The organism is Kitasatospora sp. NPDC002551, assembly GCF_040296005.1.
Taxonomy (GTDB): Bacteria; Actinomycetota; Actinomycetes; order Streptomycetales; family Streptomycetaceae; genus Kitasatospora.
This window is the reverse complement of record NZ_JBEOWI010000001.1, coordinates 172,149-198,227: the sequence shown is the minus strand read 5'-3', so window position 1 is coordinate 198,227 and position 26,079 is coordinate 172,149. Positions and strand designations below refer to the sequence as shown.

Below are 26,079 nucleotides of genomic sequence, written 5' to 3'. Positions count from 1 at the left end.
CTCCACGACTCAGGAACCTCCACGGCGGGAGCGGATCAGCAGCCACATCAGGTACGGCGCGCCCACCAGTCCGGTCACCACGCCGACCGGCAGCTCGGTGGGCGCCAGCAGCCGGCGGGCCAGCAGGTCGGCCAGCACCACGACCAGCGCGCCGGTGAGCGCCGAGCACAGCAGCGGGATCTGCGCCGAGCGGGCCAGCCGCACGGCGATCTGCGGGGCCATCAGCGCGACGAAGTCCACCGGCCCGGCCGCGCCCGCCGCGCAGGAGGCGAGCACCACGCCGAGCAGCGCCATGCCCAGGCGGATCCGGTTCAGCCGCAGCCCGAGGCCGACGGCGGTGGCGTCGTCGAAGGAGATCGAGCGCTGCGCCCGCGCCGCCCACAGCGCCACCGGCACGGAGGCCAGCAGCACCCAGGCGAGCCAGCCGGCCTGGTCGTAGCCGGAGCCGTTCAGGCTGCCGGTCATCCAGACCTTGGCGGCCTGCGCCTGGAAGCCGTCGCCCTTGGTGAGGAACACCGAGGTCAGCGAGGAGAGCGCGACGGAGATCCCGATGCCGATCAGCACGAAGCGCTGGGCGTGCAGGCCGCGCCGCCAGGCCAGCAGGTAGACCAGCAGGCCCGCCACCAGCCCTCCCGCGACGGCCGCGTACGGCACCTGGCCGGTGGAGCCGACCACGCCGTACGCCAGCAGGCCGACCACGGCCGCGGTGGCGCCCCAGGAGACGCCGACCACGTCGGGGCTGGCCAGCGGATTGCGGGCGACGGTCTGGATCAGCGCCCCGGCCAGCCCGAGCGCGGTGCCCACCAGCAGGCCGACCACCACCCGGGGCAGCCGGAACTCGCCGACCACCAGTTCGTGCGGGCTCGGCTGCCCGAACACCACCTTCAGCACCTCGCCGGGCGCCACCGTGGACTCGCCCAGGCAGAGCGAGGCGACGGCGGTGGCGGCCAGCGCCACCAGCAGGCCGAGCGCCGCCCAGGCCGAGCGCCGGTGCAGCAGGAAGGAGACGCCCCGGGCGCGCACCACGGTGTAGCCGCGCAGCGAGACCGTGGAGACCGTCGGGGCCGTCGGGGCCGTCATGCCGCCACCACCTTCCGCCGCCGGACCAGGGCGACCAGGACCGGCACACCGACCAGTGCGGTCATCACACCGGCCGGTACCTCCGAGGGCGGGAACAGCACCCGGCCGAGCGTGTCGGCGAGCAGCAGCAGCGCCGGGCCGAGCACGGCGGACAGCGCGAGCACCCAGCGGTGGTCGGCGCCGGCCACCGCGCGGGCGGCGTGCGGCACGGCCAGGCCGACGAAGGCGACCGGTCCGGCGGCCGCGACCGCCGAGCCGGTCAGCACGGTCGCGCCGAGCGCGCCGACCGCCCGCACCAGCCCGGTCTTGGCGCCGAGCCCCTTGGCGGTGTCGTCGCCGAGCGCCAGCGCGTCCAGCCCGCGCGCCACCGCGAACACCAGCACGGTGCCCACGGCCAGGAACGGCAGCAGCTGCCAGGCGACGTCCGCGGTACGGCCGGAGAGCGAGCCGACGTGCCAGAACCGGAACTGGTCCATGGCCGCCGCGTCGGTGGTGAGCACCAGGGTGTTGAGCGAGGCGATGAACGCGGACACCGCCGAGCCGGCCAGCGCCAGCTTGACCGGCGTCGCCCCGCCCCGGCCGCGCCCGGCCAGCCCGTACACCACCACGGTGGCGAGCACCGCGCCGGCGAAGCCGAACCAGACGTACCCGGTGAGCGTGGAGACCCCGAACGCGGAGATCGCCAGCACCACGCCGGCCGCCGCGCCCTGGCTGACGCCGAGGATGCCGGGGTCGGCGATCGGGTTGCGGGTGATGCCCTGCATGACGGTGCCGGCCAGGCCGAGCGCCGCGCCGACCGCCAGGCCGACCACCGTGCGCGGCACCCGCAGCTCGCGGATCACGACGGCGTTGGTGGAGTCCCCGCCGTGCAGCAGGGCGTCGAGGGTGTCGCCGAAGGGGATGTTCCGGCTGCCGACCGCCAGGCTCAGCAGCACCGCGCCGGCCAGCAAGGCCAGCGCGGCGATGAGCCACAGGATGCGGCGGCGCAGCAGGCGGGCTCTGCCGGGCGCGGTGGTGTCGGTCATGGCTCTCTCTCGCAGATAGCTCAGGCAAACCTAAGTTCCACGCGGAAGCCGGGGCAAATCGTTCCTTCGCGCAGGTCGGGACGTTGGATAGCCTGACGGCATGCCTGCGACCTCGGACGCCCCGCTCACTGTGGGTTTCGACCTGGACATGACGCTGCTGGACACCCGGCCCGGCATCCGCGCCACCTATCTGGCGCTGTCGGCCGAGACCGGGACCGTCATCGACGCCGACCTGGTGGTGACCCGGCTCGGACCGCCGCTCCTCGACGAGCTGCGCAACTGGTTCCCGGAGGAGCGGGTGGAGGCGGTCGCCCACCGCTACCGCACGCTCTACCGGGACCACGCCTTCGCGCCGACCGTCGCCCTGCCCGGCGCGCACGACGCCCTGGAGGCGGTCCGCGCGCACGGCGGCCGGGTCGCGGTGATCACCGGCAAGTACGAGCCCAACGCCCGGCTCCACCTGGAGCACGCGGGTATGCGGGCGGACGCGCTGGCCGGCGACCTCTGGGCGGAGACCAAGGGCGACGCGCTGCGCGAGCACGGCGCCACCGTCTACGTCGGCGACCACCTCGGCGACATCCGGGGAGCCCGGCACGCGGGCGCCGTCGCGGTGGCGGTGGCCACCGGTCCGTACGGGGCCGAGGAGCTGCGGGCGGCGGGCGCGGACGTGGTGCTGCCCGACCTCACCGCCTTCCCGGCCTGGCTGGCCGGGCACCTCGGGACGGCCGTCTAGGCCCCGGCGCGGGCGCTCAGGCGTTCGCGCGGGACCGGCGGCGCTGGGCCCGGGCGGAGAGCAGCAGGCCGGTCAGGGCGAGCAGGAAGCCCAGCGGCATCAGCATGCTGAGCCAGTACGCGGCCGTGGGCAGCGGCGTCAGGTGCAGGAACAGCGGGACGAAGGTGACCAGCGTGGCGAGCGCGCCGAGCCCGAAGACGATCGCTCCGGCTTTGACGTAGGCGTCGCCGCGGTCGGCGCTCTGGCTGCTCACGGGGCTTGCTCCTCTGCGGCCGGGACGGCGGGTTCGGCTGCCGTCCCAGTCTCGCAGAGGCCGCCGGCGGCCGGTCCCGCGCGGTGCCGGGCGGGGGCGTCCGGGGGCGCTTCGCGGACGAGCGACCCGGTCACGTTGCGCAGTTTTCCGGGCGCTGGGAGTTTTGATCCCTGCTGGGCGGGGGTATGCAGGCTGTGCCGAGGGGTGCGATCAGTGCGCCCCGCTTCTCTCCGACCGGGGGTGCGAGCCTGTGGACAGTGCCGAGCCGCGCCCCGGCCATGCCGGTTCCGGGTCGCCCGTGGCCGTCGGAGCCCCGTACGGATCTTGTGCGGAACGCGGATGAGACAGTGACGGACCGTTAGTCTGCTCCTTACAGTGTGCTGACCGCGTGCGCCCCTGCGGGCGTGTCCCCCCGGGTCGGCCCGCTGTCCCACCACCCAGCGATTCCCGGCCAGGGCCGGGATCCCTCACACCCACATCGAGGACTGTTCGAGATGCCCACCGGCCAGGTCAAGTGGTTCAACGAGACGAAGGGCTTCGGCTTCCTGTCGCGCGACGACGGCGGCGACGTCTTCGTCCACACCAAGGCGCTGCCCGCCGGGATCACGTCGCTGAAGCCGGGCCAGCGGGTCGAGTTCGGCGTGGTCGCCGGGCACCGCGGCGACCAGGCGATGCAGGTCCAGCTGCTGGACGCGCTGCCGTCGGTGGCCGCCGCCCAGCGCAAGAGCCCGGACGACATGGCGGCGCTCGTCCAGGACCTCATCACGATGATGGACGCCGTGCTGCCGGGGCTGCAGCACGGCCGCTACCCGGCCAAGCCGGCCGGGCAGAAGCTCGCCGTGCTGCTGCGCGCGGTGGCCGACCAGTTCGACGTCTAGTGACCTGAGCCGGAGGTTCGCCGGAGGCGGGCCTCAGAAGTCCAGCGCGCCCGGGCCGAGCGGCGGCACCAGCCCCTCCGCGGCGGCCCGGGTGAGCAGCGCGCGCACGGCCGCGTGCCCCTCCTCGCCGAGGTCCGCGGTGAACTCGTTCACGTACAGGCCGATGTGCCGGTCCGCGACGTCCGGGTCCATCTCCTGGGCGTGCTCCAGCACGTACCGGCGGCTGGCCTCCGGGTCGTCCCAGGCCTGCCGGACGGAGGCGCGGATCGCCTCGGCCAGCTCCCGCAGCCGCTGCGCGCCCAGTGAGCGCCGGGCGATGATCGCGCCCAGCGGGATCGGCAGACCGGTCTCCCGCTCCCAGGCCTCGCCCATGTCGGCGAGGCAGCGCAGTCCGTAGTTCTGGTACGTGAACCGGGCCTCGTGGATGACCAGGCCGGCGTCCACCCGGCCGTCCCGGACGGCGGGCATGATCTCGTGGAACGGCAGCACCACGATCTCCCCCAGGCCGCCGGGCACCGCCCGGGCCGCCCAGAGCCGGAACAGCAGGTAGGCGGTTGACCGTTCGGACGGGACGGCCACGGTCTTCCCGCTCAGGTCGTCCCCGCTCTCCGGGCGGGTCAGCACCAGCGGCCCGCAGCCGCGTCCGAGCGCGCCGCCGCACGGCAGCAGGGTGTACTCGTCCAGCACCCACGGCAGCGCGGCGTAGCTGACCTTCAGGACGTCCAGCTCGCCGCGCTCGGCCAGGCCGTTGGTGACGTCGATGTCGGCGAAGGTGACCTCGGGGGCGTCCGCGCCGGGCACCAGGCCGTGCGACCAGGCGTGGAAGACGAAGGTGTCGTTCGGGCAGGGCGAGTACGCGATGCTCAGCCGTTCAGCCACGGCCGGCCTCCTTCACTAGCGCGGGGTGGGGCAGGGCGGCGAAGGCGCGCTCCAGCGCGGCCAGCGCCTCGCCGATCCGCCAGGCGGACCGGTCGCGCAGGCCCACCGCGTTGGAGACGGTCCGCAGTTCGAACGCGGGCACGCCGTGCCGGGCGGCGGCCTCGGCGACCCCGAAGCCCTCCATCGCCTCGGCCACCGCGTCCGGGTGGCGGGCGCTCAGGGCGGCGGCGCGGGCGGCGCTGCCGGTCACCGTGGAGACGGTGAGAACGGTTCCGGTGACGGCGTCCAGGGCCTCGGCGGCGAGCGCCACGGCGGCCGGCGCGGGGGTGTGCCGGACGGTCCCGAAGCCCAGCTCGGTGACGTCGGCGAAGCCCTCGGGGGTCTCGGCGCCCAGGTCGGCGGCGACGATCCCGGTGGCGACCACGGTCGCGCCGATCGGCGCCCGGGGGGCGAAGCCGCCGGCGATCCCGGCCGACAGCACCAGGCCGTAGCGGGCGGCGGTGAGCGCGGTGAGCGCGGTGGCCGCGGCGGCCGCGGCGGCGCCCGGGCCGACCCCGCCGGCCAGCACGTCCACCGTCACGCCCGAGGGGTGTGCGACGCGGTCCAGCGCGCCACCCGGCAGCGCCACCCGCTCGCCGGGGCCCTGCGGGGCCGCGCCCAGGCCGCGCAGCACGGCCTCGGCCTCGGCCGGCACCGCGACGACGACGAGCAGCCGGGCCCGCGCGGGGTCCGACTGCTCGTCGGGGAGTCGTACCGTCACCGCGGGACCGTCAGCTGTCCTGGGTGTTCAGCTGGAAGTACCACACGGCGTAGATCGCGTCCGGCGACTTCGGGTCGGTCTCGACCACGGTGATCAGGGTCTTGCCGGAGGAGTTGAGCGCCTTGCTCGCCGGCACGGAGCCCGAGAAGGTGGCGTTGCGGGCCGCCGAGGCCAGGATGAACCGGCCGCCCTGGCCCTGCTGGCCGCCGTTGGTGTTGGCCCACCAGCCGCGGTCCGCCACGTCCGGGCTGACGCCGATGGCGATGCGGTCGCTGACGACCACGTCGGACGAGGGGAGGGTGCCGTCCTCCAGGGCCTTGCCGGCCTTGTCCTGGCACTCCTCCTGCTGCTGGTCGGTCAGCGGGTTGCCGTCGTTGAAGCAGAACGGGTCGGCGGCCTGCGAGGAGTTGCCGACCACCAGGGTCGCGCGGTGGTCGCTGATCTCGTGCTGGTTCGACGCGTAGGCGATGGACCCGCCGACCGTGCCGGCGGCGATGACGACGACGGCGCCGAGGCCGGCGACTGCGCGGGTGCTGAGGCTCATGCGTCAGAGGCTACCGGGCTTTCGCGATCACGCTACGCGGGGGTCGGCCGCCGCGTGTTGTCCGCCGCCCCGGTGTGCTAGGCCACCCGGGGCGCGGCCGGGCGGTGGCGCAGCCCCACCCGCAGGAGCGAGCGGAACGTCCAGAGCAGCGCCGCGCCGAGCACGGCGGCGGCCACCGACAGCCCCAGCGCGCCGTCCAGCGGCAGCAGGATGCCGACCGCGCCGCCCGCCACCCAGGACAGCTGGAGCGCCGTCTCCGAGCGGGCGAAGGCGGAGGTCCGCACCGCCTCGGGGACGTCCCGCTGGATCAGCGCGTCCAGCGACAGCTTGCCCAGCGAGGCCGCGAGGCCGGCCGTGCCGGCGACCGTCACCACCGTCACCACGCCGTACCAGAGCGCGGCGGCGGCCGTGGCGCAGCCGGCCAGCAGCAGCATCGCGGTGACCGTCACCTCGGGGCTGCGGGGGCGCAGCCAGGAGCCGAGCAGCGAGCCGAGCGCGTTGCCCGTCCCGGCGGCCAGCGCCACCAGGCCGAGCGCCAGGGTCGGCCGCAGGCCGCCGATCGGGTCGTCCCGCAGCAGGAACGCCAGGAACAGCACCAGGAAGCCGACCAGCCAGCGCATCGCCGCCATCGCGCGCAGGGCCAGGATCACCGACGGGCCGACGGTGCGCAGCGAGGCCTTGGGCCGCTGCCCGGCGGGCGCCGGCTCCTCGGCGGCGCGGCCCGGCAGGAGGCCGTGGTGGCCCGGCGGGTGCTCCTCGGCGTGCAGCACCGCGCGCTGCTCGCCCTTGGCCGAGTCCACCGCGTGCGGCAGGTGGAAGGCCATCAGGGTGCCCGCCACGAACACCAGGAAGGCGCCGCGCAGCGGCCAGCTCGGCCCGATGAGGTGCAGCAGCCCGCCGACGCCGGCCGCGACCATGGTGGCCAGCAGCCCGGCCAGGGTGACCCGGGAGTTCGCCTTCACCAGGGAGAGCCGGCTCGGCAGCAGCCGGGGCACCACCACGCTGCGCACCACCCCGTACGCCTTGGAGGCGACCAGCACGCCGAGCGCCGTCGGGTAGAGCGCCAGTCCGCCGCCGGCCACCACGCCGGCCATCGTCCAGGCGAGCACCGCGCGGGCCAGCATCGAGGTCGCCATCGCGGCCCGGCGGCCGTGCGGCAGGCGGTCCAGCAGCGGGCCGATCACCGGGGCCAGCACGGCGAACGGCGCCATGGTGACCAGCAGGTAGAGCGCCACCCGGCCGCGGGCCTCGCCGGTGGGCACCGAGAAGAAGATGGTGGAGGCGAGCGCCACGGTGATCAGCATGTCGCCGAAGGCGTTCAGCGCGTGCAGTTCGATGAGCTTGGCCAGGCCCGACTCGCCGGCGCCCTCGGCCGCGGTGGCCCGGCGGATCCGCCGGCCGGTGCCGTGCACCACCTTGCCGGTGCGGGAGCCGGCCGCGGAGGCGGTGCGGACCAGGAAGTGCCGGCGCGGCTCCTCCTTTTCCTCCCCGAAGTCCCCGAAGTCCCCGAAGTCCCCGAAGTCCCCGAAGTCCCCGAAGTCCCCGAAGTCCCCGAAGTCCTCGATGTCCGCGACGTCCTCGAAGCCCTCCGGGGACTCCTCGGCCCCGGCGGCACCGGTGGCCACGGCGCCGGGACCGGCGGCGTCCGCGGATCCGGAGGGTTCGGCGGAGGGCAGTGGCGAGGGGTCCACCGATCGCGGTTCGCCCGCATCGTGGACCGGAGGCTGCTGTCGCGGCACGGCGTCCGCCTCGTCGGGGCTGCCGGTCTGCGAGGCGCGCAGTGCGTGCTGCGACGGGTTCTCGTCCGCCACAAGCCCATCCTGCCCCAGAATCGGGACGACAACGCGGGATTCCGCTCCGCGCCGCGCGGCCGTCGGCCGTCGTTCCCGTTCCGGACGCTCCGGAGCCACTCCGGGCGCCCCGGACTGTGCCGGGTGGCCGACCGGCGGGTAGCCTGCCCAGGGTCCGCCCGAGGGCCCGACCGGCTCCGGCGGAACCGATGAGCGGCGCGGCCGGTATCCGCGGTGGCCCGCGGTCGCGCAGAATGGACGAGGGACACCGAGCCGCGACGGAACAGGCAACTCGCCGTGGGCGACAGAAGAACTGGGAGAGAATCGACGCCGTGAGTGCTGCGATGCGAAGCCGTACCCCTGATCGGCTCTGTGCCGAGGCCGTCGAACTCGCCCGTCAGGCAGCCGAGGACGCCGTCGGCGCCGAGACCGTCGGAGCGCACCTGGGTGTCCAGGCCGAGGCCGACCGTGTCGTCACCCACACCTTCGAGTGCCTGGACGCGGCGTACCGGGGCTGGCACTGGGCCGTCACCGTGGCCCGCGCCCCGCGCGCCAAGAACGTGACGCTGGACGAGGTCGTGCTGCTGCCCGGCGCCGACGCGATCCTCGCCCCGCAGTGGGTGCCGTGGAGCGAGCGGCTGCGGCCGGGCGACATGGGCCCCGGGGACCTGCTGCCCACCGGCGCCGACGACCTGCGCCTGGAGCCGGGCTGGACCGGCGAGGACGAGCCCGCGCCGAACTCCGCGGTGGCCCAGGCCGCGCAGGAGGACGTGCTGGTCACCGACCCGGACATCCAGCCGGCGCCGGTGCGCGCCCAGATCAGCGCCGTCGCCGACGAACTGGGCATGGGCCGCAGCCGGGTGCTGTCCCGCCTCGGCCTGCACCTGGCCGCCGACCGCTGGGAGAAGGCGCACGGCCCGCAGACGCCGATGGCGCAGTCCGCCCCGGCCTCCTGCGTCAGCTGCGGCTTCCTGATCCCGATCGGCGGCTCGCTCGGCCAGGCGTTCGGCGTCTGCGGCAACGAGTTCGGCCCGGCCGACGGCCAGATCGTCTCCTTCGCGTACGGCTGCGGCGGGCACTCCGAGGCGGCCGTCATCCCGGCTCCGCCGGCGCCCGCCGAGCTGATCCTGGACGAGCTGGTGGTCGAGCCGTTGCCGCTGCACCCGGACCGGCTCTCCGGCTCGGTCGAGCCGGACGCGCCCACCGAGGAGCTCGGCCACTCCTGAGCACCGCCCGGGCATCGTCGGCCGGCGGCGGCCCGTCCCACCCGGTGGGGCGGGCCGCCGCCGTTCCGGCCCGGATTCCCGCCCGCGCCGTCGCCCGGCCGGGGCGGGCTGCGGCCGGGGGCGTGTCCGGGGCAGTCCTTCCGGCAGGGAAGAATGCCCCTCGTAGGGCACAACAGGGCGGCGGAAGGCAGGTCCAGTGGAACCTCGGATCATCGGCAGCGGCGCGGACGAGCACCTCGCGGACCCCTTCGACAGCGCCGGACTGCGCCGTCGGGTGCTGGACGCCTGGGCCGCCTCCCCGGCCCGGTTCCGGGAGGACGCCAACGCCGAGGAGGAGCTGGCCCTCGGCGGCTACCGCGACCGGCTGGTGGTCGAGCTGGCGCAGAACGCCGCCGACGCCGCCGTGCGCGCCGGGCACGGCCCCGGCCGGCTGCGGCTCACCCTGGCGGACGGCGTGCTGGCCGCCGCGAACACCGGCGCGCCGCTGGACGCCACCGCCGTCGAGTCGCTGTCCACCCTGCGCGCCTCCTCCAAGCGTGGCGAGCGCGACACCACCGTCGGCCGGTTCGGCGTCGGCTTCGCCGCCGTCCTCGCCGTCACCGACGAGCCCGCCGTGCTCGGCTCGGCCGGCGGCGTGCGCTGGTCGCTCGGCGAGGCCCGGGCGCTGACCGGGGCGCAGCCGGCGCTCGCCGAGGAACTGCGCCGCCGGGACGGCCACGTGCCGCTGCTGCGCCTGCCGTTCGCCGCCGAGGGCCCGGCGCCCGAGGGCTACGACACGGTGGTGGTGCTGCCGCTGCGCGACGCCGCCGCCGAGGACCTCACCCGCCGGCTGCTGGCCGCCGTCGACGACGCGCTGCTGCTGACCCTGCCGGGCCTGGCCGAGGTGGTGGTGGAGACCTCGGAGGGCACCCGCACGCTGACCCGCTCGGCCGCCGGGCCGCGGCCCGACGGCGTCACCGAGGTGACGGTGACGGACGACGCGGGCGCGGGCCTTCGGCGCACCGTCTGGCAGACCGCCGAGGCGGCCGGCGCGCTCGCCCCCGACCTGCTCGCCGACCGGCCCACCGAGGAGCGCGCCCGCCCGTACTGGACGGTGACCTGGGCGGTGCCGGTCTCCGACGAGGGCGCCCCGCAGCGGCCCGCGATCGCCCCGGTGCTGCACGCGCCCACCCCCAGCGACGAGCCGCTCGGCCTGCCCGCGCTGCTGATCGCCTCCTACCCGCTGGACTCCACCCGCCGGCACGTCGCCCCCGGCGCGCTCGCCGACTTCCTCACCGAGCGCGCCGCCGACACCTACGCCGACCTGCTGCGCGCCCGCGGCGGCGACCTCGGCTCGCTCGGCCTGGTGCCCGGCCCGCTCGGCCAGGGCGCGCTGGACAACGCGCTGCGCGCCGCCGTGCTCTCCCGGCTGCCCGGCACCCCGTTCCTGCCGCACCCGGCGCCGGTCGAGGAGGGCACGCCCGCGCTGCGGCCCCGGGACGCCACGCTGCTGGAGGGCGCGGACGGCTCGGTCGTCGAGGCGCTGGCGCCGATCTTCCCCGGCCTGCTGCCGGCCGGCCTGGAGCGCCGCACCGAACTGCGGGTGCTCAACGTGCGCCGGGTGCCGCTCGCCGAGGTGGTCGACCAGCTGGGCGGCCTGGACCGCGAGCCGGCCTGGTGGCGCAACCTGTACGCGGCGCTCGGCGGCGCCGACCCGGAGGCGCTCGGCGCGCTGCCGGTGCCGCTCGCCGACGGGCGGACGATCACCGGCCCGCGCCGGGTCCTGCTGCCCTCCGACGACGCCGACTGGGCGGCCTTCCCCGGCTACCCCGAGTCGCTGGCCGGCGCGCTCGCCGTGCTCGACCTGCGGCTCGCCCACCCGGAGGCCGCCCACCCGCTGCTGGCCAAGCTCGGTGCCGGCGCGGCCACCCCGGCCGGGGTGCTGGACACGCCCGAGGTGCGGGCCGCCGTCGCCCGCTCCTACGAGCTGGCCGAGGACGACCCGGACGCCGCCGCCGACCTCGCCGACGCCGTGCTGGCACTGGTCAGGGCGGCCGCCCCGGCACCCGGCGAGCACCCCTGGCTGGCCCGGCTGGCCCTGCTCGACGACGAGGGCGAGCCCGTCCGCGCGGGTGAGCTGCTGCTCCCCGACAGCCCGCTCGCCGCGCTGGCGCGCGAGGACGACGCCGCCTGGGTGGACGACGAGCTGCTGGAGCGCTGGGGCCCGGAGGTGCTCGCCGCCGCCGGCGTGCCGGCCGAGTTCGTGCTGGTCCGCGCCGAGGACGTGGTGCTCGACCCGGACGACCTGGAGCGGCTCGACCCGACCGCCCCCGCCGACCGGGCGGCCGGCGGCCACCCCACCGGGCTGATCGACGAGGCGCCGGACGGCCTGGCCGACTGGGCCGAGGACGCGCTGGAGGCCCTGCACGCCGACGACGGGGACACCGTGGGCGTCCCGCCGGTCGCCGCCGAGCTGCTCGCCGTCCGCGATCTGGACCTGGTGGACGACGACGCCTGGCCGCAGGCGCTGGCCGCGCTCTCCCGCCCGCCGTACCGGGACGCCGTCGTCAACCCGGTCCGCACCCTGCTGCCGGACGGCTCGTACGCCGACCTGCCGCCGTACACCGCCTGGTGGCTGCGCGACCACCCGGTGCTGGACGGCCGCGAGCCCGCCGGGCTGCGCGCCGCCGGCGCCGACCCGCTGCTGCGCGGGCTGTACGACGAGGCCCGCACCACCCTGGACGAGCAGTTCCTGCACGCGCTGGGGGTGCGCACCACGCTGGCCGCGCTGCTCGCCGAGCCGCACGGTCCGGACGAGGTGCTGGACCGGCTCACCGACCCGGCCGCCGAGGTCGGGCACCGCCAGCTGCACGGCATCCACACCGCGCTGGCCCGGGTCGAGGCGGAGCGGATCGAGCCGCTGGACGTGGTGCGGGCGGTGCCGCCGCTGGACCGCGCGACCGGCCGCCGCCCCGACCGCACCGTCGTGGTGGACGCCGCCGAGGCGGTCGTCGCGGACGCCCCCGACCTGGTGGAGCTGCTGCACGACCACCCGCTGCTGCCGGTCGCCCCGGCGCTCGCCGCCGACCTCGCCGAGCGGCTGCACGTCTCGCTGGCCAGCGAGGTGGCCGGCGGGCGGGTGCTCTCCCAGGGCGCCCTGCACCGGGTGCCGGCCGTGGTGCGGGAGCTGCTGCCCGGCTGCCCGGTCGCCTACGAGGAGCACGAGGAGCTGCTGGTGGTCGGCCCGGACGGCGAGGAGGCCGCCGTGGACTGGCGCTGGGACGCCGAGGGCGGCACCCCGGAGGCGCCGTACGACCCGGAGTCGGCCGAGGAGGCGGACGAGGACGACGAGTTCGAGGTGCCGCCGGTGCCCGGGCTGCTGCACGCGGCCACGCCGGAGGGGCTGGCCGCCGGGCTGGCCTGGTCGGTCGGGCAGTGGCACCGCCGGTTCGAGGTACTGGCCGCGCTCAGCGAGCCGGACCGGGCCTACGAGCTGTCCGCCGCCCGGGACTTCGAGGGCTGACGGCCGACCGCTCCGGTGCCCGCCCGTTCAGGAGCGGGTGCCGGAGCGGGTGCGGCCACGGGCGAGCAGCCGCAGGTAGATCGTCAGGGTGGTCACCACCCAGGCGGCGGTCAGGACGGCGGCCACCGCCTTGCTCAGCAGCGGTCCGGCGTGGATCCCGGCCAGCGCGCCGACCCCGGCCATCGCCAGGGCCAGCAGCCCGGTGGCCAGCAGTCCGCCCAGGAAGGCCGCGAAGGCCTCCAGCTCTCCGCCCCTGCGCGCCATCCGCCACCCCCGGCGATCGTTCCGCTCCGTGGGTCAATCATCGAGCCGGCGGCGCATGATCCGCCAGACCACCTCCAGCACCACGCCGGCGGTCAGCGCGATGCCGACCCCGACCCACGGGTCCCGGGTGCCGGTCAGCGAGAGCTGGAAGAAGTCGGAGAGCCACGGCACGGTCAGCACCAGGGTGAACGCCCCGCCCATCGTCCCGATCAGCAGCAGCCGCCACCAGGTGTACGGGCGGGCCACGATCGCCAGCACCCAGATCGCGACCAGGAAGAGCGTCAGGGTGGCGACGCTGGTGTCCGACTCGAGGTCGGTCGCGTGGTTGGCGCGGGCCAGCGCGTACGCGGCGAAGGTGGCCGTCCCGGCGATGAGGCCGCCCGGGATCGCCAGGCGCAGCACCCGGCGCACGAAGCCGGTGCGGGCGCGCTCGTTGTTGGGAGCGAGCGCCAGGAAGAAGGCCGGTACGCCGATCGTCAGGGTGGACAGCACGGTGGAGTGCCGGGGCAGGAACGGGTACGGCGAGTGGGTGAAGATCACCAGCAGCGCCAGCAGCACCGAGTAGACCGTCTTGACCAGGAACAGCCCGGCCACCCGCTCGATGTTGCCGATCACCCGGCGGCCCTCGGCGACCACCGAGGGCATCACCGCGAAGGAGTTGTTCAGCAGCACGATCTGGGCGACCGCCTTGGTCGCGTCGCTGCCGCTGCCCATCGCCACGCCGATGTCCGCGTCCTTGAGGGCCAGCACGTCGTTGACGCCGTCGCCGGTCATCGCCACGGTGCGCCCGCGCGACTGCAGCGCGCCGACCAGCTGGCGCTTCTGCTGCGGGGTGACCCGGCCGAAGACGGTGGTCCGCTCGGCGGTGTCGGCGAAGGCCTGCGGATCGGCGGGCAGGGTGCGGGCGTCCACCGGGTGGTCGGCACCGGGCAGCCCGAGGTGGGCGGCGACCGCGCCGACCGAGACCGCCGCGTCGCCCGAGATCACCTTCGCCTCGACCCGCTGGCCCTCGAAGTAGCGCAGGGTCTCGGCGGCGTCCTCGCGCAGCCGCTGCCGGAGCACCAGCAGGGCGAGCGGGCGCAGCCCGGCGGCCGGGTCGGGGGCGTCCAGCGGGACCGGCGTGCGGCCCAGCAGCAGCACCCGCAGGCCCTGGGCGCCCAGCTCGTCCACCTCGGCCAGCGCCGGGTGGCCGGAGGGCAGCAGCACGTCGGGGGCGCCGAGCAGCCAGCTGGCCTCGTCGCCGCGCGGTTCGTGCAGTTGCACGCCGCTCCACTTGCGGGCGGAGGAGAAGGGCATCGCCTCGATCACCCGCCAGCCGTCGCGCCGCTCGGTGCTGCCGTTGCCGTAGGCGTCGATGACGGCCTGCATCGACGGGTTGGGGCGGGCGTCGGCGCCGGCCATCACGCCCAGGGCCCGGCGGACGGTCTCCTTGAGGGTGCCGTCGCCGTCCGGCTCGGTGCCGGTGTCCCCGTCCCCGGCTCCTCCGTTCCCGCCGATGATCCGCAGGTCGACGACGTCCATGCCGCCCTCGGTCAGCGTGCCGGTCTTGTCCAGGCAGACGGTGTCCACCCGGGCCAGCCCCTCGATCGCGGGCAGCTCCTGCACCAGGCACTGCTTGCGGCCCAGCCGGACCACGCCGATCGCGAAGGCCACCGAGGTCAGCAGCACCAGGCCCTCGGGCACCATCGGCACGATCCCGGCGATCATCCGGCGGACCGCCTCGCGCCAGTCCCGGCCCTCCACCGCCAGCTGGCTGATGATCAGACCGATGGCGGTCGGCACCAGCAGCCAGGTGATGAACCGCAGGATGCTGTCGATGCCGCTGCGCAGCTCCGACTTCACCAGGGTGAACCGGCTCGCCTCCTCGGCCAGCCGCGCCGCGTAGGCCTCGCGGCCGACCTTGGTGGCGGTGAACGCGCCCGCGCCGGCCACCACGAAGCTGCCGGACATCACCTGGTCGCCGGGGCGCTTGAGCACCGGGTCCGGCTCGCCGGTGAGCAGCGACTCGTCGATCTCCAGGCCGTCCGCCTCGGTGACCTCGCCGTCGACGATCACCTTGTCGCCGATGCCGAGCAGCACGGTGTCGTCCAGCACGATCTCGCCGACGGCGACCTCCCGCGCGCTGCCGTCCCGGCGCACCTGGGGCCTGGCCTCGCCGATCAGCGCGAGGCTGTCCAGGGTCTTCTTGGCGCGCAGCTCCTGGATGATGCCGATCGCCGTGTTGGCGACGATGACCAGGCCGAACAGGCCGTCCTGAATGGGGCCGACGACCAGGATGATCGCGAACATCACGCCGATGATCGCGTTGAACCGGGTGAAGACGTTGGCCCGGACGATCTCCCTGGCGGAGCGGCTGGAGCGGACCGGAACGTCGTTGACCTCGCCGCGGGCGACCCGCTCGGCCACCTCGGCGGCGGTCAGCCCGCCGCGGCGCCCGGGGAGCAGTCCGAGCGGGTGGGCGCCGTCCGGCTGGTCACCGGTGGGCTGGTCCTCGGCGGGCTGCGCGGGCTGCGTCATGGCACCGACTCTACGGGCGCCTTATGTCCGATGCGTGCTACTAAAGGACTATTCAGTCCGACCGAGTGGCCGGGTTCTGCGCCTGCGTCGCGGCGGCCGCGCGGCTGCGCGCGATGGCGTCCCGGCGGGCCCGGCAGTACCAGAGGCCGATCAGTCCGAGGCCGCCGCCGGCCAGGCAGATCCACGGCCAGCTGCCGTGGCCGTGGTCGGAGAGCGTGCCCCAGAACGGGAGCAGGGCCACGAACGCCACGAACCAGAGCACCGTGCCGCCGCCGACGATCGCGACGTCGTTGGCCTCCAGCGGCGGGGGAGAGGGGTGCGGTGGCGTCTTGGGCATGGGCCCTAGGGTACGGTGCGGGCGCACGTCCGATCGATTCAGCACGGAGACTGTTCGCGCTGTTACAGGGGTTATTCGTTCTACGCGCGAAGATAGCGTACGAGCGATCGGGGAACCCATACTTGTCTCTCCGGTCGGTCGCGGCATGCTCAGGACACCGTGCTTCGTGCCCGTCCTACCGGGTCGCCCGGCCACCGTCGTCCCGGGCGGGTCCCCCTCTCCTCCGCCCCCCACAGAGGACGCAGCATGCCCGTGGCCCAGCCGACCACCGAGTCGCCCGAGCCCGCCCAGCCCGACGCGCCGAAGCCCCCGTCCGGCGCGCTGGACCGCTACTTCCGGATCAGCGAGCGCGGCTCGACCCTGCCGCGCGAGATCCGCGGCGGCGTCGCCACCTTCTTCACCATGGCGTACATCCTGGTGCTGAACCCGATCATCCTGGCCAGTGCCACGGACATGACCGGCGCCCACCTGGACAGCGCCCAGCTGGTCACCGCCACCGCGCTCACCGCCGGTTTGACCACGCTGCTCATGGGCGTGATCGGCAACGTCCCGATCGGCCTGGCCGCCGGCCTCGGCGTCAACACCATCGTCGCGCTCCAGCTCGCGCCCAAGATGACCTGGCCGGACGCCATGGGCATGGTCGTGCTGGCCGGCTTCGCGATCATGCTCCTGGTCGCCACCGGCCTGCGCGAGCGGGTCATGAGCGCCGTCCCGCTCGGCCTGCGCAAGGCCATCGCGATCGGCATCGGCCTGTTCATCACCCTGGTCGGCCTGGTCGACTCCGGCTTCGTCAGCCGCATCCCGGACGCCGCGCACACCACCGTCCCGCTCCAGCTCGGCACCGGCGGCCACCTGCTCGGCTGGCCCGTGCTGGTCTTCGTGCTCGGCCTGCTGCTGACCCTGGTGCTGCTGGTCCGCAAGGTCCCCGGCGCGATCCTGGTCTCCATCGCCGTGATGACCGCCGTCGCCGTCGTGATCGACAAGGTCGCCGACATCCCCGCCCTCAACTGGGGCCTGACCGTCCCGGCCTGGCCGGGCAACCCGGTCGCCGCCCCCGACTTCGGCCTGGTCGGCGAGGTCAGCCTGTTCGGCGGCTTCGAGAAGGTCGGCGTCCTCACCGGCGTCCTCTTCGTCTTCACCGTCCTGATGTCCTGCTTCTTCGACGCGATGGGCACCATCCTCGGCGTCGCCGACGAGGCGCACCTGCTGGACGAGAAGGGCGACCTGCCCGGTATCAACAAGGTCCTGATGATCGACGGCATCGCCACCGCGGCGGGCGGCGCGACCTCCTCCTCCGCCAACACCTGCTTCGTCGAGTCCACCGCCGGCGTCGGCGAGGGCGCCCGCACCGGCTTCGCCTCCGTCGTCACCGGCGGCCTCTTCGTGGTGGCCCTCTTCCTGACCCCCCTCGCCACCATGGTCCCCGCCCAGGCCGCCACCCCCGCCCTGGTCGCCGTCGGCTTCCTGATCCTCGCCAACTCCGTGCGCGACATCGACTGGGCCGACTACACCATCGCGATCCCGGCCTTCCTGACCATCGCGATGATGCCGTTCACCTACTCCATCACCAACGGCATCGGCTTCGGCTTCATCACCTTCTGCGTCCTCCGCCTCGCCGCCGGCCGCGGCCGCGAGGTCCCCCTCCCGATGTACGCCGTCTCCGCCGTCTTCGCCTTCTACTACCTGATGCCGGCCCTCGGTCTCCTCTGAGATCCACGGTCGGCCCGACGGCCCCGCACTCCTCGACGGAGTGCGGGGCCGCTGTCGATGGGCGGGGGCGTCAGTGGACGCAGAACTCGTTTCCTTCGGGGTCCTGCATGACGGTCCAGGAGCCGCCGGGCTCGGTGACGTCGCGCAGGAGGGTGGCGCCGAGGGAGGTGAGGCGGGTGACGGTGGCTTCGCGGGCGTCGGGGCCGGGGTGGAGGTCGAGGTGGAGGCGGTTCTTGCCCTGCTTCGGCTCGGGGACGCGCTGGAAGAGGATGCGGCGGCCGAGCCCGGTGTCGCTGGTGGGGTCGTGCGGGTCCTCGGGGTGGCGGACGGCGGCGAGGGTCTGCCAGGCGTGGCGGCCGTCGACCTCGGTGACCTGGTCCGGGGTGATCGCGCCGGCCGAGAGCAGGCCGGCGATCAGGGTGCTGTGGTCTTCGAGGGTGTAGTCGAGGGCGGCGGCCCAGAAGGCGGCCTGGCGGTGCGGGTCGGCGGCGTCGATGACGAGCTTCCAGTGCATGGGCATGTAACCGGTTATAGGGGTTGCGGCCGGACGGTGGCAAGAGGGGATGTCAAGAGGGCGTCGGTGTAGGGCAGTTGACCCGGGGCATACTCCGGGGCGAAGACGGGGGAGGGAGCGGGACGATGGTCAGACAGGATCCGCCGGCGGGGGTCGAGGCGCAGCTGCTGCCGGAGTTGTTCCGGACGGCCGACCAGGCGTCGCTGTCCGGGCAGCAGCAGACGCTGCGCTGGTACCGCGGGCTCATCTCGATGCTGGTGGTCGCGGCGGTGGTCGGTTCGCTGCCCGGGCCCGACGACAAGGGGGCCTCCGACATCACGCCGCTGTTCTCGGTGGTGGCGTTCCTGGTGGCCGGGTACTTCTGGTCGCGCCTGCGCCGCAGCAATCCGCAGGCGCGGTGGTACGAGGCGCGGGCGGCGGCCGAGTCGGTGAAGACGCTGGCCTGGAAGTACTCGGTGCGGGCCCGGCCGTTCGAGGGCGACGCGGAGTCGGCGGACGTCGACCGGGGCTACCTGCTGCAGGTGGAGGACGTGCTGCGGGCGTTCGAGGACCCGGCGATCGTGCCGCCGGGGTCGGTCGCCGAGATCACCCCGGAGATGCGCCGGGTGCGGGCGGAGTCGCTGACCGCGCGCCGGACGCTCTACCTGCGCACCCGGGTGGAGGGGCAGCGGACGTGGTACCGCTCGCGGGCGGAGTCCTGCGAGTCGCAGGCGGTCACCTGGGGGCTGGGCGTGGCGGCGCTGATCATCATCGGCGCGGCGGCGGCCGTCGCGCAGGCGACCGGCGCGCTGCAGGTGCACGTGTTCGGGGCCACCTCGGCGGCGGCCGCGGCGGTGATCGCCTGGACGCAGCTGAAGCAGCTCCGTCCGCTGGCCGCCGCGTACCAGCTGGCGGCGCGGGAGCTGGAGAACGTCGGCAACCAGCTGTCCGACCTCGACCCGCGGACGCCGGACGCCGAGCAGCGCTGGGCCCGGCTGGCCGCCGAGGCGGAGGACGCGGTGTCGCGCGAGCACACCACCTGGCGGGCGCGGCGGGCCTTCCCGCGCTGAGGCGGGGAGGGCCGGCCGCGCCCGCGCGGTCCGGGTGACGCGCGATCAGGGCTCGCGCGGGACGAGCGGCGCGGCGCGGCCGACCAGGACCGGCTGGGCGCCGGCGGCGGAGCGGCTCGGCGACACCGCGAAGGCCAGCGAGCCGACGAAGATGAAGCAGCCCAGCCCGACCACCAGCGGGAAGACGAACTGCAGCGCCATCAGCCCGTCCTCGACCGTCCGCGAGCTCTGGAGCCGGACGGAGACGGCGGCCATCCCGGTGTAGTGCATCGCGCAGACCGCGATCCCCATGACCGGCGCGGCGGCCAGCACGGCGAGGGTGCCCCGGATGTTCAGCGCGGCCCACAGCGCGGCCGTCGCCGCGAACACCGCGATCCCGACGGAGAGCGCGACGGTGCCCGCGTCGTAGCCGACGAAGCCGGGCAGGACCATCGCGGCCATGCCGAGGTAGTGCATCGCCGCGACCCCGAGGCCGGTGGTCAGCCCGCCCGCCAGCAGCGCCGTCCGAGGGTGCGGGCTGTAGCCGACCGAGAACACGCCGATGCCGACGACCACGATCGCGACGAGCAGGCTGAGCAGGGTGAGGTCGGGCCGGTAGCTGATCTCCGCGCCGGTGACGGAGAAGCCGAGCATCGCGATGAAGTGCATCGACCAGATGCCCGCGCCGAGCGAGGCCGACGCGAAGAGCAGCCAGTGGAGGCGGGAGCGGCCGGTGGAGACCAGCGCCCAGCGGGTCGCGCGCAGGGCGACGAAGGCGCCGAGGCAGGCGACGAGGTACGAGGCCGCCGGTGTCACCCAGCCGTGGTCGGCGTGGTGGATCTCGCCCACGAGGGACTCCTGTCGAGGGTTGGGGGAGGAGGGGGAGCACCGACACCAGGGCAGGGCGGACCGGCCGGCCGTGAACCGGGTCCGTGAGGGGGGAGGCCTGGGGTGGGGGGTGCCCTGACACCGCCGGAGAGTAGCTGCTCCCGATGAGTCCCACAATGTGCGTTTTTCTTGTGAAATCGCAGGCCAGGGGTGCCCTTCACGTGATCGGCATGATCTTGGCACCAAGCCCTGACGCACTCTTCTCAAAAGTGCCGGATCCGATCGAAAACGGACGCAACGGGCGGGTGCGACGCGGAGGGCGTGGCGCTGGCGCCGCGGCTGGACGGTCGGTCAGGCGTCCAGGGGCGCTAGGCCGAACGGGTGACCGGCCGGGTCGATCAGCACCTTGAGCGTGCGGCCGTGCTGGTAGGTGGGCTCGGTCGCGCCCAGGGCCAGGGCGCGGGCGGTGGTTGCCTCCAGGTCGTCCACATAGAAGTCCAGGTGGAAGTGCTTGCCGCCGTCCGGCTCGGTCCACGGCTCCGGCCGGTATCCGCTGACCCGGCCGAAGCCGAGCGGGCTGCCGCCCTCGGGGTTGTCCAGGATGGCGAAGTGCTCGTCCACGTGGCGGGTCTCCCACCCGAGCAGCTCGCCGTAGAAGGCGGCCAGCGCGACCGGGTCGGCGCAGTCGATGGTGACCATGGCGAGGCGGGCGAAGCCGGTGTCGTTCTGCTCGGCGGAGTCGACCTTGGTGGCCTGCTCGGCGGCGACGTCGGTCATGTCTGGTCGGCCCTTCTGCTGAGCGGTGCTGCGGCGCCGGGGGCCCGCGCGGATCGGGTCCCAGGACCAGCATCGCACCGGGAGTCACGGAGGGCACGGCCAGCAGGTACGGGGTGGGGGGAGGGGGCAGTCGGGTGGCGGGCCCCAGGTCGCTGACCAGCACAAATCGGTCGGAGTCGTTCCGGATCGCTACACAATCGGCACGCTTTGGGCATCGGCAGCCAAAGATTAGTTGTATAAACTTTTGGTCCAATCGAGGGATTGTGATTCACGGGGGGTTTCTCGATGGCAATCGAGCTTCCGAGTGAAGTAGTGACGCTCCTTGACTTCATCGGCATCCGTTGGCCCGCGGTCAACGAGGACAGGGTCCGTGAGTTCGGTGAGCACGTGAAGGAGTTCGCGAAGGGCCTCGAAGAGGTCCACGCGGACTCCAGCGCGACGATCCATCAGCTGGGCGGCGCCTACGAGGGCGAGTCGTACCAGGCGCTGGCCGCCAAGTGGGCGCTGATGTCCGACAAGCACTTCGACCAGGTGATCCAGGCCGCCCACGTGGTGGCGCAGGCGATGGACATCGCGGCGGACACGATCGTCGCGATGAAGCTGGAGGCGCTGGGCGAACTCATCGTCCTGGCCGCGACGTTCGTCGCCGCCCAGGCCGCCGCGGTGGCGACCCTCGGACTGGCGGAGGTGGGCGCCGTCGCGGCCCAGCAGGCCGCGCGCAAGCTGATGTCCTACCTGGCGCACGAGTTGGAGGAGTACGTCGTCGGCCAGGTGATCGAGGCGGCCGTCAACCCGCTGGTGGAGGTCGTCGCGGAGGCGGTGTCCGGGCTGGTCTTCGAGGCGGCGGAGGCGGCGGTGAACGGCGGTGGGGGCGCGGCCGGCAGCGGGTTCAGGATCAACCCGGCGGCCGTGGAGGCACACGCCCGGGCCCTGCACGAGCAGGCCGAGAAGGTCGCCCAGCACGCGCAGGTCTTCGGCGTCCGGGTCGCGGCGGTGAGCTTCGAGTGAGCGACGCGGTCGTCAAGGCGCTCCAGAAGAGTGCCAAGAAGCTCGGCAAGACCTTGGCCGAGGACATGGGCAAGGCCGCCACCAAGATGTACAAGCAGGCGGGCGACAACCTCACCAAGACCGCCAAGCACCACAAGGACAACGACACCCACAACGCGGACGACTTCGCCAAGAAGGGCGAGGACAAGGCCGCCCCGCCGCCGAAGACGGGCAAGGGCGGCGGGGACGACGGGGCCAAGAATCCGCCGCGGAAGTACTACATCCACGACGACGGCCGGGTCCAGGAGATCAAGAACGGCCAGCTGGTCGACCTGGACGGCACCGACAAGACCATCGGGCCCCTGGTGGACGGGAAGCCCCCCAAGGTCAAGGACGCGGACCCGGACGACCTCAAGGACACGTACCACGCGAAGAAGTACAAGAAGTCCGACAAGGACGACGACGGCCAGCAGAAGCAGGACGAGAAGGTCGTCAGCCAGAAGATCACCCAGCCGACGGAGCTGTCCCGGGCCGTGGAGGAGGCCCGGCGCGCCCAAGGGGACTACGGCGGCAAGAACTACGCCTCGCTCAGGTACCGGGACGAGCACGGCGAGATCATCCTGGTCGGCCGGAGCGACTACGTCCGCAGCCACTCGGAACGGTCGATCGGCAAACCCCTGTTGGGCGGTAGGGAGGCCGGGGTCAGTGAGCTCTACACCGAACGGGCGCCCTGTCAGGCCGGCCCGAACTGTGAGCGCTGGCTGGCCCGCCACTTCGAGTCGCAGAACCCCGACCTGAAGGTCACCCACGGCGTCGACTACGACAACAAGGTGCCCACCAAGGACCGCGACTGGGGTCACCGGGCCTACCTCAACCAGATCGAGCAGGACCACGCCGCGGGCCAATACGGTGGCACGATGGGCACCAAGGACTTCGACGCTCAGGGGCAGCAGGACAAGGCGGCCGCCGAGGCGAAGCAGGCAGCGAAGAAGAAGCCCAAGGGCATGTGACGGGCGAGACCGAAGGATGGATGACTGGTGCTGGTGGGGATTGACTGGCCCGTGCTCGTCGAACGGGCCGCGCCCGGCGATCTGCTGCGGTTCCGGCCCGACGCGGCGGCGCGGATCTGGCCGGACGGCGACGGCGCGCGCTTCGTGACCGAGGTCGGGATCCCGAACTCCCGGGGGCTCTTCCGCATCCTGGAGGAGCTCGCGGACCGGGATCCGGCCAGCCCGGAGACGGCGTTCGAGGACTGGCCGTCCCCCGAGCCGGTCGAAACCCCGCACGGGCTGCTGCAGCCACTGGGGATGCTCTACCAGGCGGTCGTCTTCGTGCACCTCGGCGACGGCACCGTCTGGGCGTCCGACCCGGACTCCGAGATCGAGTACGAGCTGATCCACGGCGACGTCTCCTCGCTGGCCTACCTCGTCTACAAGTTCGAGGTGGAGCGGCCGGACCCGGACGAGCGGCCGACGCCCTACGACTGGGCCGAGATCGAGGAGATCGTCCGCGAGGGCATGGAGCGCTGGGACCCGCTGCCGTTCAAGAGCGAGTTCTGGACGGCGTTCCTCGACTCCTACCCGATGCTGTGAGCCGGCACCGGTAGGTGGTGGTGTCGGTCGACCCGCGAGCGGTCGACGGGGTTCCGTCCGGGGACGGTACGCGATTCTGGGAGGCCTTCATGGACTCCTGCCACATGACATGAGAGGGCCGGTTCGGACGTGAGCGCGGACAGCAGGGACGACGGGCTGGCGGCGGCGCTGGTGGCGCACTTCGGGCCGCGCGGGCTGCGGGCGCTGCCGATCGCGCCGGCCGGGCCGTTGCGGGATCCGGGGCTGCCGTTGCAGGTGGGGCCGTACTTCCGGGCGGCGGAGGAGGCGGATCCGCTGTCGGTGGGCGAGTGCGCGGCCGCGGCGGGGTGGGACGCGGGGGCGGTGGCGGCGCAGCTGCGGATCGGGACGGACGGCGGGGCCGAGCTGTACTTCGCGCCGGACCGGTCGGTGCGGGCGGTGGTGCCGGGGGCCGAGCCGCTCGACCTGCCGGTCGCTCCCGGCGTCGAGGCGTTCGCCGGGGGGCTGCTGCTGCTCGACCGGCTGCTGCCGGCGATCGCCGCGTCGGAGCGGCCGGACGTGGCCCTGGCCGCGTACCGGGAGCTGCGGCAGGGCCTGCTGGCCGTCGACCCGGCGGCGTTCGAGGACCGCGAGGGCTGGTGGCCGCGGGTGCTGGACGATCTGCGGCGCCCGCTGAACATCGACTCCTCGGCGGCCTTCGAGGTGGTCGACGAGCGGGGCGGGAAGCGCGTCGTCACGGAGGTGAGCGGCCCGGGGCTGCTGCACCCGGAGGAGCGGCTCTGGCACCGGCTGCAGGCGGAGGGCGTGGAGCCCGAGCAGGTGGTCCGGGTGTACTGCGAGCTGGAGCCGTGCATGATGCCGGGGCACTACTGTGCGCGCTGGATGGCGCGGGAGTTCCCGCAGGCGGAGTTCACCCACGGCTTCGACTACGGGGCGACGGCCGACTCCAGGGAGAACGGGATCAAGGCACTGATGCTCAGCGTGGCCGAGCGGCGGGGCTGAGGGCGGGCTGAGGGCGGGGCTGAACGGGGAGAGGGAAAGCGGGCGATGGTGCGCGACGGGCGGCGGATGCCGCCGCTGGGGGCGGGGCGCAGGCCGGCCGGGCTGGCGCTGCTCGGGTGGCTGGACGACCCGCGGGCGCCGCGGCTGTGCCGGGTGGCGGGACCGCCGGGGTCCGGCAAGTCGCACCTGCTGGCCTGGCTGGTGCGCGGCGGCACCGAGGGGGAGGCGCCGGGCGGGCGGCGGATCCACGCCGTGCTGCCGGCCGCCGGGGCCACCGTGCGGACGGCCGTCTGGTCGCTGGGGCGCCAGCTCGACCTGGTCGCGCACGCCCCCGGACCGCTGGTCGAGGCGATCGCGGCGGACGGGCGGCCGACGCTGGTCTGCGTCCCCGAGCTGGACCTGGCCGAGGATCCGGCCGCGCTGGTGACCGGGCTGCTCGACCCGCTGCTGCGGCTGCCGGAGGTGCGGCTGGTGGTCGAGGCGGCGACCGGCGGCGCGGCGGCCGGGGCGTTCACCGCCGTACCGGCGCCCGCCGTGCTGGACCTCGGCGACCCCCGGTGGACGGACCCGGCGCGGTTCGCCGCCTGGGCGGCGGAGCGGGGCGGCGACGCGACGGCCTACCCGCTGCCCGGCCGGGTGCTCGGGACGCCCGCGGCGGTGGCCGCGCCCGTCCCGCCGCCGCCCGGGGCCGACCTGCGCTCCCTCGGCGAGGAGGCGCTGTCCGCGCTCTGGACGGCCGTCGCCGCCGACCCCGGCCCGGTGGCCGCCGATCCGCTGCTCTACGCGCTCGCCGGCCCCGTCCCCGTGACGGCGGCCGTCGAACGGCGGGACGACGCGCTCGCCCGGGCCTGGCGGGCCGCCGGTCCGGCGGTCGTCGACGAGCCCGACCCGGCGGTCCGGGCCGCCGTGCTGCGGACCAGGCTGCTGGGCGGGGACACCGCCGCCGCAGCCGCCGCGGCCGTCCTGGCGCAGCTGCCCGCGCCCTGGGCCGGGCGCTGGGCGCGCTGGGAGGGCGTCGACCGGGACCGGCCGGGCCCGGCCGTCGCGCTGACCACCGGGGCGGGGCCGTACCTGTCGCAGCTGCTGGTGGCCGATCCGACCGGCGCGGTGCGCACCTTCGACGCCGCCACCGGCCGTCGCCTGGGCGTCGTGGTGGTGCCCGCCCCGCGCCCGCTGCGGGGGCTGGCGGTGACCGCCGGCGGCTGTGTCGTGCTGCTCGACGCCTGGGGCCACCCGGAGCCGGTCGTCCCGGCCGAGCCCCGGCCCGGGCTGGACGCGTACGGGCTGATGGCGGCGCTGGACGCGGTGCGGTCGGCGGCCGGGGACCTCAGCGCGGTGGCGGCGATCGGCGGGCTGGCCGACGCGGCGCCCGCCTTCGGGGACGCGGACGGCGCCGTGCACTGGACCGAGGACGGCAAGGTGGCCAGCGAGCGGCTGCACCACGGCCCGGTCACCGCGCTGGCCGGGACGGCGCTGGGCGGCGGCCCGCTGTCCGACCCGGAGATCCCGCTGCTGGTGAGCGGCGGCTTCGACGGCGCCGTCCGGCTCTGGGGTCCGCGCTCGGCGCCGATGCCGGAGCCGTCGGACCGGCGCGGCTGCCCGGTGACGGCGGTGGCCGCCGGGGCGACGGCGGCCGGACCGGTGGTGGCGGCGGCCTGGTCGGACGGGCTGGTCCGGGTGCGGGACCTGGCCACCGGCGGGGTGCTGGACCTGCGGACGGGCTCGGAGGTGTGGTCGCTGGCGCTGGCCGGCACCCTGCTGGTGCTGGGCATGCCGGACGGTCTGGCCGCCGTGGACACCCGCCGCTGAAGCCGGTGCCGAACCCGCCGCCGAGCCCGGCGCCGGCCCCGGCCGGGCCCGGATGCGGACGGCCG

At 74.8% G+C, this 26,079-nt stretch carries 24 protein-coding genes; 11 read left to right on the top strand and 13 right to left on the bottom strand.

Annotated elements, in window-relative coordinates; translation table 11 throughout:
• Positions 1-9: 9 nt before the first annotated feature.
• Both ABT093_RS00870 and ABT093_RS00865 read right to left on the bottom strand, forming a co-directional pair.
• On the bottom strand, positions 10-1,080 hold the full coding sequence (locus ABT093_RS00870) for a FecCD family ABC transporter permease (RefSeq protein WP_350558316.1): 1,071 nt from the start codon (positions 1,078-1,080) through the stop codon (positions 10-12).
• Entirely contained in the window at positions 1,077-2,105 is a 1,029-nt protein-coding gene (locus ABT093_RS00865; protein ID WP_350558313.1) for a FecCD family ABC transporter permease, read from the bottom strand. The genes ABT093_RS00870 and ABT093_RS00865 overlap by 4 nt, the downstream gene beginning before the upstream one ends.
• A 100-nt stretch (positions 2,106-2,205) precedes the next feature.
• On the opposite strand from ABT093_RS00865, the gene ABT093_RS00860 reads away from it, so the two are divergent.
• Positions 2,206-2,838: an HAD family hydrolase gene (locus tag ABT093_RS00860; RefSeq protein WP_350558310.1), complete on the top strand. Its 633-nt coding sequence runs from the start codon at positions 2,206-2,208 to the stop codon at positions 2,836-2,838.
• 16 nt (positions 2,839-2,854) lie between these two features.
• On the opposite strand, the gene ABT093_RS00855 is transcribed toward ABT093_RS00860, so the two are convergent.
• Positions 2,855-3,091, bottom strand: coding sequence for a hypothetical protein (locus tag ABT093_RS00855; RefSeq protein WP_350558307.1), 237 nt, complete (start codon positions 3,089-3,091; stop codon positions 2,855-2,857).
• 494 nt (positions 3,092-3,585) lie between these two features.
• On the opposite strand from ABT093_RS00855, the gene ABT093_RS00850 reads away from it, so the two are divergent.
• Entirely contained in the window at positions 3,586-3,969 is a 384-nt protein-coding gene (locus ABT093_RS00850) for a cold-shock protein (protein ID WP_350558304.1), read from the top strand.
• Positions 3,970-4,002: 33 nt separating this feature from the next.
• Here ABT093_RS00850 and ABT093_RS00845 read toward each other — a convergent pair whose 3' ends face one another.
• From ABT093_RS00845 to ABT093_RS00830, 4 genes are all read right to left on the bottom strand, one after another.
• Positions 4,003-4,848: a 1,4-dihydroxy-6-naphtoate synthase gene (locus ABT093_RS00845; RefSeq protein WP_350558301.1), complete on the bottom strand. Its 846-nt coding sequence runs from the start codon at positions 4,846-4,848 to the stop codon at positions 4,003-4,005.
• A complete protein-coding gene (locus ABT093_RS00840; protein ID WP_350558298.1) occupies positions 4,841-5,608 on the bottom strand; it encodes a futalosine hydrolase in 768 nt (255 codons plus the stop codon). The genes ABT093_RS00845 and ABT093_RS00840 overlap by 8 nt, the downstream gene beginning before the upstream one ends.
• Positions 5,609-5,618: 10 nt before the next feature.
• On the bottom strand, positions 5,619-6,152 hold the full coding sequence (locus ABT093_RS00835) for a hypothetical protein (RefSeq protein WP_350558295.1): 534 nt from the start codon (positions 6,150-6,152) through the stop codon (positions 5,619-5,621).
• 77 nt (positions 6,153-6,229) lie between these two features.
• On the bottom strand, positions 6,230-7,609 hold the full coding sequence (locus ABT093_RS00830; RefSeq protein WP_350559195.1) for an MFS transporter: 1,380 nt from the start codon (positions 7,607-7,609) through the stop codon (positions 6,230-6,232).
• Between the two features lie 677 nt (positions 7,610-8,286).
• On the opposite strand from ABT093_RS00830, the gene ABT093_RS00825 reads away from it, so the two are divergent.
• Both ABT093_RS00825 and ABT093_RS00820 read left to right on the top strand, forming a co-directional pair.
• On the top strand, positions 8,287-9,168 hold the full coding sequence (locus tag ABT093_RS00825) for a DUF3027 domain-containing protein (RefSeq protein WP_350558292.1): 882 nt from the start codon (positions 8,287-8,289) through the stop codon (positions 9,166-9,168).
• A gap of 196 nt (positions 9,169-9,364) precedes the next feature.
• Positions 9,365-12,670: a sacsin N-terminal ATP-binding-like domain-containing protein gene (locus tag ABT093_RS00820; RefSeq protein ID WP_350558289.1), complete on the top strand. Its 3,306-nt coding sequence runs from the start codon at positions 9,365-9,367 to the stop codon at positions 12,668-12,670.
• A 27-nt stretch (positions 12,671-12,697) separates the two neighbouring features.
• On the opposite strand, the gene ABT093_RS00815 is transcribed toward ABT093_RS00820, so the two are convergent.
• From ABT093_RS00815 to ABT093_RS00805, 3 genes are read right to left on the bottom strand one after another with little or no spacing between them, the layout of a single operon-like run.
• Positions 12,698-12,934, bottom strand: a complete 237-nt coding sequence (locus ABT093_RS00815) for a hypothetical protein (protein WP_350558286.1) — start codon at positions 12,932-12,934, stop codon at positions 12,698-12,700.
• A 33-nt stretch (positions 12,935-12,967) separates the two neighbouring features.
• Positions 12,968-15,451, bottom strand: coding sequence for an HAD-IC family P-type ATPase (locus ABT093_RS00810; RefSeq protein WP_350558283.1), 2,484 nt, complete (start codon positions 15,449-15,451; stop codon positions 12,968-12,970).
• Positions 15,452-15,503: 52 nt separating this feature from the next.
• On the bottom strand, positions 15,504-15,788 hold the full coding sequence (locus ABT093_RS00805) for a DUF2530 domain-containing protein (RefSeq protein ID WP_350558280.1): 285 nt from the start codon (positions 15,786-15,788) through the stop codon (positions 15,504-15,506).
• A gap of 246 nt (positions 15,789-16,034) precedes the next feature.
• Between ABT093_RS00805 and ABT093_RS00800 the strand changes: the two genes are divergently transcribed.
• Positions 16,035-17,498, top strand: coding sequence for an NCS2 family permease (locus ABT093_RS00800; protein WP_350558277.1), 1,464 nt, complete (start codon positions 16,035-16,037; stop codon positions 17,496-17,498).
• A gap of 70 nt (positions 17,499-17,568) precedes the next feature.
• On the opposite strand, the gene ABT093_RS00795 is transcribed toward ABT093_RS00800, so the two are convergent.
• Positions 17,569-18,018: a VOC family protein gene (locus ABT093_RS00795; RefSeq protein WP_350558274.1), complete on the bottom strand. Its 450-nt coding sequence runs from the start codon at positions 18,016-18,018 to the stop codon at positions 17,569-17,571.
• A gap of 119 nt (positions 18,019-18,137) precedes the next feature.
• On the opposite strand from ABT093_RS00795, the gene ABT093_RS00790 reads away from it, so the two are divergent.
• The gene (locus ABT093_RS00790) at positions 18,138-19,061 is read left to right on the top strand and encodes a DUF4231 domain-containing protein (RefSeq protein ID WP_350558272.1); all 924 of its coding nucleotides are present in this window, start codon (positions 18,138-18,140) and stop codon (positions 19,059-19,061) included.
• A gap of 45 nt (positions 19,062-19,106) precedes the next feature.
• Here the strand turns inward: ABT093_RS00790 and ABT093_RS00785 are convergent, their stop codons facing one another.
• The gene (locus tag ABT093_RS00785; protein ID WP_350558269.1) at positions 19,107-19,889 is read right to left on the bottom strand and encodes an MHYT domain-containing protein; all 783 of its coding nucleotides are present in this window, start codon (positions 19,887-19,889) and stop codon (positions 19,107-19,109) included.
• 330 nt (positions 19,890-20,219) lie between these two features.
• Complete coding sequence (locus ABT093_RS00780) at positions 20,220-20,645, bottom strand: VOC family protein (protein ID WP_350558266.1); 426 nt, start codon at positions 20,643-20,645, stop codon at positions 20,220-20,222.
• 312 nt (positions 20,646-20,957) lie between these two features.
• Here ABT093_RS00780 and ABT093_RS00775 point away from each other — a divergent pair, with 312 nt between their 5' ends.
• From ABT093_RS00775 to ABT093_RS00755, 5 genes are all read left to right on the top strand, one after another.
• Complete coding sequence (locus ABT093_RS00775; RefSeq protein ID WP_350558263.1) at positions 20,958-21,653, top strand: WXG100-like domain-containing protein; 696 nt, start codon at positions 20,958-20,960, stop codon at positions 21,651-21,653.
• Positions 21,650-22,642, top strand: coding sequence for a nucleic acid/nucleotide deaminase domain-containing protein (locus ABT093_RS00770; RefSeq protein ID WP_350558260.1), 993 nt, complete (start codon positions 21,650-21,652; stop codon positions 22,640-22,642). Before ABT093_RS00775 ends, ABT093_RS00770 begins: the two co-directional genes overlap by 4 nt.
• A gap of 27 nt (positions 22,643-22,669) precedes the next feature.
• Entirely contained in the window at positions 22,670-23,224 is a 555-nt protein-coding gene (locus ABT093_RS00765) for an SUKH-4 family immunity protein (RefSeq protein ID WP_350558257.1), read from the top strand.
• Between the two features lie 129 nt (positions 23,225-23,353).
• The gene (locus tag ABT093_RS00760) at positions 23,354-24,205 is read left to right on the top strand and encodes a nucleic acid/nucleotide deaminase domain-containing protein (RefSeq protein ID WP_350558254.1); all 852 of its coding nucleotides are present in this window, start codon (positions 23,354-23,356) and stop codon (positions 24,203-24,205) included.
• Positions 24,206-24,250: 45 nt separating this feature from the next.
• Entirely contained in the window at positions 24,251-26,014 is a 1,764-nt protein-coding gene (locus ABT093_RS00755) for a hypothetical protein (protein WP_350558251.1), read from the top strand.
• Positions 26,015-26,079: the final 65 nt, after the last annotated feature.